Genomic DNA, 2,022 nt, shown 5'->3' on the forward strand with positions numbered 1-2,022 from the left:
ATTTTTCGTGTCATGCTGCCTATGTTGGGGTTGGCATCATTCGAATCAACTCGGTTTTGTTAGCGGCTCTTAGTGAATAGATGAGCATAGGGTTGAACAACCAGAAGGTCCGCCACCACAACAAGCAGGTGCTGCTTGCCCTGCTCTATCAGCTCAAGGAGGCGAGCAAGTCCACCCTGGCGCGCCATTGCGAGCTCTCCATTCCGGCGGTCAGCAAGATCCTCGACGAGCTGGTGGCCGAGGAGGCCATCAGCCACAGCGAGCAGAACCTCTCCCAACGCGGTATCAATGGCGGCAGCTACCGCATCGCCAGCGGTCAGGGGGCCATTCTTTGCCTCAATATCAGCCCCACCCATCTGGAGAGCATTCTGGTGGACAACCTGATCACCCCCCTCGACGACTACGCCGGCCAGAAAATTGCGCCGCAAACCCCGGACGAGCTGCTGCGCCTGATCGAGACCTGCTACTACCAGCACAAGCGCCGCCACAAGGGGCTGGCGATCCGGCTGGCCATCGCGGTACACGGTCAGGTCAACCCGGCCAGCGGGGTGTCGCAGACCATGCCACAAGCCCCCTGGCACGCACCGGTCGAGCTCAAGTATCTGCTGGAGGAGCGCCTCGGCTGCGAGGTGATGGTGGACAACGACTGCATTATGCTGGCGCTGGCCCAAAAGTGGCAGGGAGCGGAAAACGTCGGCGATTTTTGCGTCATCAACGTCGACTACGGCATCGGCTCGGCCTTCATCATCAACGGCCAGATCTATCGAGGTGCCCTGTTTGGCAGCTGCCAGATCGGCCACACCATCATCAACCCGGATGGCAGCGCCTGTGCCTGCGGCCGCTATGGTTGCCTGGAGACAGTCGCCTCGCTGTTTGCCATCAAGAAACGGGCCCGGGTCTTTCTCAAGCAACAAGCCAGTACCGACAACCCGGCGCAGACGGGTGTAGAGCTGGATACCGCCCAACTGCTCGCGCTCTACCATAAGGGGGATGCCATGATCCGTACTCTGGTGGACGAAGGGGCCCGCGCCATTGGCCTGAGCCTCTACAACTTCCTCAATATCCTCAACATCAACCGCATCTGGCTCTATGGCCGCAGCTGCCACTTTGGTGAAAGCTGGCTGCAAACGATCGTCAGTCAGACCGGCGCCAACCCGTTCGACTGCAGCGATGCAGTCAACGCCACCCATATCCGTTTCGGCCAACTCAGTCGCGCCCAGCAGGTGATGGGGATTGGCTATCTCTATGTGGAGCGAGCCTTGGCAAAAGCCATGTAAAAAGGGCAGGTTTCACAAATGAAACCTGCCCTCACGATCTGGTGCCGATAAGGGGAATCGAACTCCTGACCTTCGCATTACGAAGTCAATAAACTCACGTTTAATCCTGTCTTGATAAATCCAACAAATAAATTCATTCACTTTAAATTCAGTGGGTTAAGTGTTCTGCAAATTCACTCTTGTCCAACGACATACAACCCTATACGATGCCAAATGTGGTACCCCATGTGGTACCCCACTACGAGGTTTTAGGATGATTTCTCAAGATCGACAAGTCGCGGCAGCAGAGCTTAAAGAAGGTGCAACCGCAACCCGATTTGCTATCAGCTCTAAACATGGTAACGGGTTATCACTCGAGGTTCGGGCCGGTAAGCAAAAACGCTTCGTGTATAGATTTAGGCTACTTGGCAAGCAACAAACCATGGTACTTGGACTATACCCTGCGATGGGACTTGCTCAAGCTCGTGAACGACATTGTGTTGTGGTGGGGCAAGCCAAACAGGGCATCGATCCCCGTCAGGTTGTTGCAGAAGCTAAACAAAAGAACGAACAGATGCTCGTGCTTGATGAACTGTTTGAGCAATGGCTTAGCCACAAAGCCAGCGTAAAACGCCGTGATGGCGTTCGATCAGAGATTAGCCTTCGAACCGTCACTGATTATCGTCGAATTGTAGTGGTCTAATCATCCCGGACACCATTTTAGGTGGTACAGTCGCCACCATGACCTGAGGTGTTCAATGACAAG

The 2,022-nt window shown here is 54.9% G+C and carries 2 protein-coding genes; both read left to right on the forward strand.

The annotated features are described in order from the left end of the window. The first annotated feature begins 80 nt into the window (after window positions 1-80). A complete protein-coding gene (locus tag NOM06_RS20730) occupies window positions 81-1,277 on the forward strand; it encodes an ROK family transcriptional regulator (RefSeq protein ID WP_255913023.1) in 1,197 nt (398 codons plus the stop codon). Window positions 1,278-1,530: 253 nt separating this feature from the next. Further along, window positions 1,531-1,959 carry an Arm DNA-binding domain-containing protein gene (locus NOM06_RS20735; protein ID WP_255913024.1) on the forward strand — a complete coding sequence of 143 codons (429 nt, stop codon included), beginning with the start codon at window positions 1,531-1,533 and terminating at the stop codon, window positions 1,957-1,959. The last annotated feature ends 63 nt before the right edge of the window (window positions 1,960-2,022 follow it).

The sequence above is a fragment of the Aeromonas sp. JL9 genome (genome assembly GCF_024436075.1).
Taxonomy (GTDB): domain Bacteria; phylum Pseudomonadota; class Gammaproteobacteria; order Enterobacterales; family Aeromonadaceae; genus Aeromonas; species Aeromonas veronii.

Coding starts and splice junctions, on each gene's coding strand:
- NOM06_RS20730 (WP_255913023.1), top strand. CDS start 81: ATGAGCATAGGGTTGAACAACCAGAAGGTCCGCCACCACAACAAGCAG.
- NOM06_RS20735 (WP_255913024.1), top strand. CDS start 1,531: ATGATTTCTCAAGATCGACAAGTCGCGGCAGCAGAGCTTAAAGAAGGT.